This window comes from Thermosynechococcus sp. OHK43 (genome assembly GCF_014466085.1).
Taxonomy (GTDB): domain Bacteria; phylum Cyanobacteriota; class Cyanobacteriia; order Thermosynechococcales; family Thermosynechococcaceae; genus Thermosynechococcus.
The window spans coordinates 1-5592 of sequence record NZ_JACOMP010000089.1; the positions used below are offsets into that span (position 1 = coordinate 1).

Below are 5592 nucleotides of genomic sequence, written 5' to 3' on the forward strand. Positions count from 1 at the left end.
AACCGCCCCCAATGCTATGCGATTCCTACATAGAAAAGGGTATTCAGTGATACAGCTTGGTTGGGAAATTCTCGATTCTGTGTAGCACATCAACCTTCAGAAGGGATAACCTGAGATTTCCTCACTGTTTATGTTTATTTATGTTTATTTGCTGCTGCCATGGGAATGACTTTTCCCGTTAAAGAGGATTTAAAGAGCACTGGAATGGCAATGGTTACGACAAGATACCCAAACCGCTGGCTCATCTAAATAGTATTCCTTTTTCCAAATGGGCAGGCGGTGTTTGATTTCATCAATGATGTAGGCCGCACCAGCAAAGGCTTGTTTGCGATGAGGTGCCGTTACCCCTACCCAGACAGCAATCTCGCCAAGAGTAAGTCTTCCATAGCGATGGCAGGCGATCGCCCCCAGCAAGTCAAATTTCTCAATGGCTTCTGCTAGAACTTGGTCCCCTTCCTTGAGGGCCAAGGCGGGATAGACCTCATATTCTAGGGCAGTGACGATCTTGCCGTGATTGTGATTGCGTACCCAGCCCTCAAAGCTAACAAAGGCACCGGCCCTCAAGCTGGCAAGGGGCTGCCACAGCTGGGCTGGCTCTAGGGGTGTATTAGTTAGAGAAAACTGCTGAATCACCATCGGTTAGTTAACCCCCAGCAACGGGGGGAATAAAGACGACCTCATCTCCAGCTCGTAGGGGTTGATCCAGTGCCACAAACGTATCATTAGCCGCAACCTTAATCTGAGCCAGATCAAGGGTAAACCCGTACTGGGTCTTTAGTTCTTGGTATAGCTCACCATAGGTTTGGGCAGTGGTCACTCGCTCCTCCTGTTCCCGTGCGCTTTGCTCCCGCAGCTGGGCAAAGTAGCGCAAGTAAATTGTTCTAGGTGTTTTAGGGGCGTCGGACATGGTGTAGAGCTTCAAGATACTCTTCGGGGGTGTTGATGTTGGCAGTAATCGTCGGCTGAGGTGGGGTGATGCACTGGCAGGGCGATCGCTGGAGAATTTTCACAGGGCAGTAGATCTCCTCTGCATAGGCAGCTTCAAACACTGGCAGAGCTTGGGGGGTATAAATCGCACACAGTGGCTCTGGGAAGCCCTCTTGGGGATGGTGATAGCAAGTGGCCACCACATCTTCGCGGTAGTGGTGCAGTAGGGGAGCAAGGGTTTCCGCGGTCAAATAGGGTAAGTCACAGGCCACCACGAACCAGTTCACTTCGGGATAGGCGCGCAAGGCAGTTAAGAGACCGGCAATTGGCCCAATCTGGGGAAGGGTGTCTGGGAGAGTGGGCAGATCAGCAAGGGGCGTTCCCTGCCATTGATTGGTTCGGGCTGAAAGAAAAACCTGTTCACAGTATTGTGCCAACAAGTTGTAGAGGTATTGGGCATGGGGTTGGCCGTAATAGTCAAGAAGAGCTTTATCCTGTCCCATGCGCTGACTTTGGCCGCCGGTGAGCACAAGACCAAAGAGGGGATATTGACCTAGGGTTTTCTTGCCACCACTTTTGGCCAGAAGGCGCACCTCCCGAATCCCAATTTGGGGACTGAGGGCTTTGCACATGTCATAAATTGTTAGGGCTGCAATCGTCACTCCATGCAGACTTTCCATTTCCACCCCGGTGCGATCGCGGGTTTTGACTTCACAGCGCAGGCGAATCCGAAGGCCACTCTCCAGGGAGTCAATGTGGGTTTCAAAACGACAGCTGGTAATGGGTAGCGGGTGGCAAAAGGGAATGGCTGCGGCGGTACGTTTCACCGCCATTGTGCCGGCAATAATTGCCGTTTGCAGCACCGGCCCTTTTTTCAGGAAGAGCTCCTCCCCTTCCCTATAGGCCTGAAAGACAGGCGGCAATTCAACGAGGGCTTCTGCCACCGCCCGGCGATCGCTTACCGATTTCTCGCTAATATCCACCATCTGAGGTTGCTGGTTCTCATTGATGTGGGAGAGCATTCTCTTAGCCTCCAATTTGGTGCATCGCATGGTGAACTTCTGCGCTGCGCAGGCTGGGTTTCATTCCTAACACTTGCCCATAGGCAGCATAGCGTTCAGCTTTGCTCAAGCCCCGCAGGGAAACCCCCGCTTCTTTAAATAGACACGCCCTTAAGACACCATCTGCCGACAATCGCCAGCGAGAGCAGTGGCCACAAAAGGGCTGCGATTCTGAAGCAATGAAGCCAATCTGAGCCCCACAGGCGGTCTCAAAGTTAAACGAGGTGGAATCTTGAGGACGAGGGACAGGACGCAAATCGTAGTACTGGCGCAGGTGCTCAATCATGGTGGCGGCACTAACAAAGCGATCACTCCCCAAGTGGCAGGCATGGCCAATGCGCATCAGTTCCAAAAAACGCACCTCAACCCCTAAGGCTTTGGCGTACTCCACCATTGGCACCAACTCGTGATCATTGACGCCCGCCATCACAACCATGTTTAGCTTGACTTGAAACCCTTGGTCAGCAGCGGTGGCAATTGCTTCCTTGACTGCTTCCAAATGGTGGCCATGGCTAATTGCTGCAAAGGTCTGGGGGTCTAAGCTATCAAGGCTAATATTTAAACGTCGTACACCATAGCGATCAAGCAGGGGCAAAAAGGGAATAAGGCGAATGCCATTGGTGGTTAAGCGCAGTTCCGGTACACCCACTGCTACCAAAGCGGCCACAATCTCAGGAAACTCCGCTCGCAACAGTGGCTCGCCGCCTGTCAGCCGCACCGATTCAATCCCCAGTTCCACCAGTTCAGCTACAATCGTGGCATACTCAATTGGGGTGAGGTAGGTCTGGGTAGGCATGAAGGCTGCATCTAGGGGCATGCAGTAGGTACACCGCAAATTACAGCGATCCGTAACTGAGAGGCGTAACTTGCGAATTGAGCGCCCTTGGGTATCCCGCAGATGTTGTCTAGGAATGGCCCCGGTTACAACCATGACTCCTAACTCCACGGAAAATAGCGATAGCACTCGCCCGCGGCAAAGGCTTCTTGAGAGGCAGGCAGTTCTAAAAATCCATCGCTATCAGCCAAAACCAAAAAATCACCAGAATTTTGCATCGGCCGAGGGTGGGCAATCAGCTCAGCGGTTTTTGTAGTTTCTAGTTTAACGGGTAAAAAGTAGGTTAAGGGTTTCTCAAAGTAGAAGGGAGCAGCCAAGCGGGCATAGAGGGGCGGAATGTCCAATAGATAGCGGTGTAAACATACCAAACTGGAAACCGGGTTCCCCGGCAAACCAAATACGGCCGTTTGCTGGCGGTGATCCACGCCAAACCAGAGAGGCTTTCCAGGACGCTGGGCAACACCGTGGATATACTGCTGGACACCTTGATTGCGCCAGAGTTGTGGCAGATAGTCAAACTTACCCTTGGAAACGCCACCGCAGTAAATCAGAAGGTCGTAGTCTTGGCTCGCTTGGCAATAGTGGGTTGCCAGTTGTACTGGATCATCGGGCAAATGGGTGATGCTGACTTGGGTATAGCCTTGGTGCTTGAGGGCGGCCATCAGAGCATAGGCATTGGAGAGTCGCAGCTGATGGGGCTGGGGTGTTTCGTGGGGCGCAATCAGTTCATTGCCTGTAGCAATGATTTGGGTGCGGGGGGTGCGCTGAACACACACTTCGGTCTGTCCCACAGAGGCAAGAATGCCCCACGCCGGACTGTGCAAAGGGGTACCAGCGGCCAAAACGGGTTGACCGGCAGCAGCATCACTGCCACAGCGGTGGACAAATTGATAGGACGACCACGCTGCCGCACGTAGGATATGGGCAACACCGTCGCGAATCTCTAGGGCTTCATAGGGAATCACCAGATCACAGCCTTGGGGCAAGGCCGCACCGGTCATAACTTCAAAACAGGCTTGCGTATCCGTGAGTGTTGGCGGTACTTCACCCGCGGGAACCACCCCCAGAATCGGAAAAGCACGCTGACCAGACTGATAGGCTGCCCAGTTAAGGGCAATGCCATCCACCATGATGCGGTCAATGGGCGGGTAGGGGCGATCGCTGGTAATCGCTACCGCCAGTCTGCTGTACCAAGGCTCAGTCAAGGAAATGATCTCTGTGCCCCAAGCGGGCAAATGCTGCTGAATAAGGTCAACGGCTGTTTCAACGGAAATCATGGGCTAGACAATTAACTCCGAAATAGGCGGCAGTAGAGCGTTTCGTGCTGCATACTGGCGAGGGCTAAGCCCAACGTACAGCTTTCTAAGTTTAAGTTATCGTCTAAGTGATGGTCAGTCACATTTAAGCTTTGCTGTACCGTCTGCTGAATTTGCGGCTGAAGTTGGCGCAGAAGTACTTGCCCTGCTGTCTGACCAAGGGGAATCAGTTTCACCGTTGCATTGATCAGGGTGGTGACCCAACTGTGGAGATAGCCTAAAAGTGCGTTTTCTAGGGGAATGTCTGCAAGGGCAGCGGCAATACAAAAGGCAACACTGGTATTCCAAGGGTAGGGCTGGCCAGTCTGAAGTTCGGGGGGTAAGCGACCGAGGGCAGCGACAAGGTTGATCAATGCTGTTCCCATTTGCCAATTTTGGGCGCGCAGTTCGGCACTTTCGCGGGCAGCCGAGAGCCATGCATTCCACTGGTGAACGGCGTCAAAATCACCCTTGGCGATCGCTCGATAGACCCGCACCATGACTACTGTTTCCAAGTGGGCACTGCCAAAGGCCAGTTCAAAGCTTAGCCAGTCCTGTAGGGCTGCTGCTGAGGTGATCTTGCCTTGGGCAATGAGAGTCTCCAAGCCCTCGGAGTAGTTAAAGCCGCCAATCGGTAGAGCCGGACTCGCCCACTGAAGCAAGGCTAAAAGCGCTGAATCAGTGAGCATGGTAGGCACCGCGTTCGGGACAAAAGGGAGCGACTTCAAACGTCACCGTCAAGCCCCGCTGTTCAAGCATGGTTTGCAACACGGAATCTGCGCCCAAGCGAAGATAATCGGCGTGAATTTCCAAGGGGACGTGGCGATTCCCGAGATGGTAAGCGGCCTGTAGAAGGTCAAGGGGAGTGGTAGCCATCACCTTTAGCGTGGGTTCGGGTTTGGCGTGAACTGTGACTACCACCGTGCCGTCCTCGTCCCGAAGGCGATCGCCCGGCTGTAGGGTGATTTGACGGGGCAGCTTCAGATACAGTGACTCCCCCTCATCACTGTGGCAATGGAGACGACTGCGACACCGTTCCTCTGCGGTCAATGAGAGGTGCAACTGACGGGCATTTTCCAATGGTGTAGGGCAAAGTTGCGTCAGTGTGAACATTAAATCAGCGTTAATTCAACAATCTTATCAAAGCGAAATGTTTTCACTAGTTGCTGCAGACCGGCAATCAAGGCGGCTTCTTCGGGTGGGATCTCAGCAATCAGTTCGCGAATACGTTTGGCATTGAGCTTTTTGGCGGCGGCTTGGAGTTCAGCAATCCAAGGGCGAGGCATCACCATTAAGGCGGCTGGATCAAGTCCCTGAGGAGGGGGGGCACTTGGGGGGGATAGGGCATCCTCGTAGGCATACTCTAGGTGCAACTGGGCGGCGAGTTGTTCAAAAATCGTTTGCGGACGGAAGGGCTTGGCAATATAGTCATCACAACCAAGATTCAGCAGTTCCTGTTTGTCCTGCTCAAAGC

At 53.3% G+C, this 5592-nt stretch carries 7 protein-coding genes and 1 pseudogene; all 8 read right to left on the reverse strand.

Translation table 11 applies throughout. From position 1 onward, the window contains the following. Positions 1-189 precede the first annotated feature (189 nt). Positions 190-636, reverse strand: coding sequence for a molybdenum cofactor biosynthesis protein MoaE (locus tag H8Q75_RS03730; RefSeq protein WP_024124226.1), 447 nt, complete (start codon positions 634-636; stop codon positions 190-192). A gap of 7 nt (positions 637-643) precedes the next feature. After that, positions 644-907 carry a molybdopterin converting factor subunit 1 gene (moaD, locus tag H8Q75_RS03735; protein ID WP_041428977.1) on the reverse strand — a complete coding sequence of 88 codons (264 nt, stop codon included), beginning with the start codon at positions 905-907 and terminating at the stop codon, positions 644-646. Continuing rightward, positions 891-1949, reverse strand: coding sequence for a cyclic pyranopterin monophosphate synthase MoaC (gene moaC / locus H8Q75_RS03740; protein WP_024124228.1), 1059 nt, complete (start codon positions 1947-1949; stop codon positions 891-893). Before moaC ends, moaD begins: the two co-directional genes overlap by 17 nt. 4 nt (positions 1950-1953) lie before the next feature. Next, entirely contained in the window at positions 1954-2919 is a 966-nt protein-coding gene (gene moaA / locus H8Q75_RS03745) for a GTP 3',8-cyclase MoaA (protein WP_024124229.1), read from the reverse strand. Between the two features lie 5 nt (positions 2920-2924). Then, the gene (locus H8Q75_RS03750) at positions 2925-4100 is read right to left on the reverse strand and encodes a molybdopterin molybdotransferase MoeA (protein ID WP_024124230.1); all 1176 of its coding nucleotides are present in this window, start codon (positions 4098-4100) and stop codon (positions 2925-2927) included. Between the two features lie 11 nt (positions 4101-4111). Beyond that, on the reverse strand, positions 4112-4807 hold the full coding sequence (locus H8Q75_RS03755; RefSeq protein WP_297040635.1) for an urease accessory protein UreF: 696 nt from the start codon (positions 4805-4807) through the stop codon (positions 4112-4114). Continuing rightward, positions 4797-5231 (reverse strand): urease accessory protein UreE, encoded by a 435-nt coding sequence (gene ureE, locus H8Q75_RS03760; protein ID WP_041428983.1) that lies wholly within the window; start codon positions 5229-5231, stop codon positions 4797-4799. The genes H8Q75_RS03755 and ureE overlap by 11 nt, the downstream gene beginning before the upstream one ends. Beyond that, positions 5231-5592 (reverse strand): annotated as a pseudogene (locus tag H8Q75_RS03765) (hypothetical protein); the annotation flags it as partial. The pseudogene H8Q75_RS03765 and the gene ureE, both read right to left, overlap by 1 nt.

Coding starts and splice junctions, on each gene's coding strand:
- moaC (WP_024124228.1), bottom strand. CDS start 1,949: ATGCTCTCCCACATCAATGAGAACCAGCAACCTCAGATGGTGGATATT.
- H8Q75_RS03750 (WP_024124230.1), bottom strand. CDS start 4,100: ATGATTTCCGTTGAAACAGCCGTTGACCTTATTCAGCAGCATTTGCCC.
- H8Q75_RS03730 (WP_024124226.1), bottom strand. CDS start 636: ATGGTGATTCAGCAGTTTTCTCTAACTAATACACCCCTAGAGCCAGCC.
- H8Q75_RS03755 (WP_297040635.1), bottom strand. CDS start 4,807: ATGCTCACTGATTCAGCGCTTTTAGCCTTGCTTCAGTGGGCGAGTCCG.
- ureE (WP_041428983.1), bottom strand. CDS start 5,231: ATGTTCACACTGACGCAACTTTGCCCTACACCATTGGAAAATGCCCGT.
- moaD (WP_041428977.1), bottom strand. CDS start 907: ATGTCCGACGCCCCTAAAACACCTAGAACAATTTACTTGCGCTACTTT.
- moaA (WP_024124229.1), bottom strand. CDS start 2,919: ATGGTTGTAACCGGGGCCATTCCTAGACAACATCTGCGGGATACCCAA.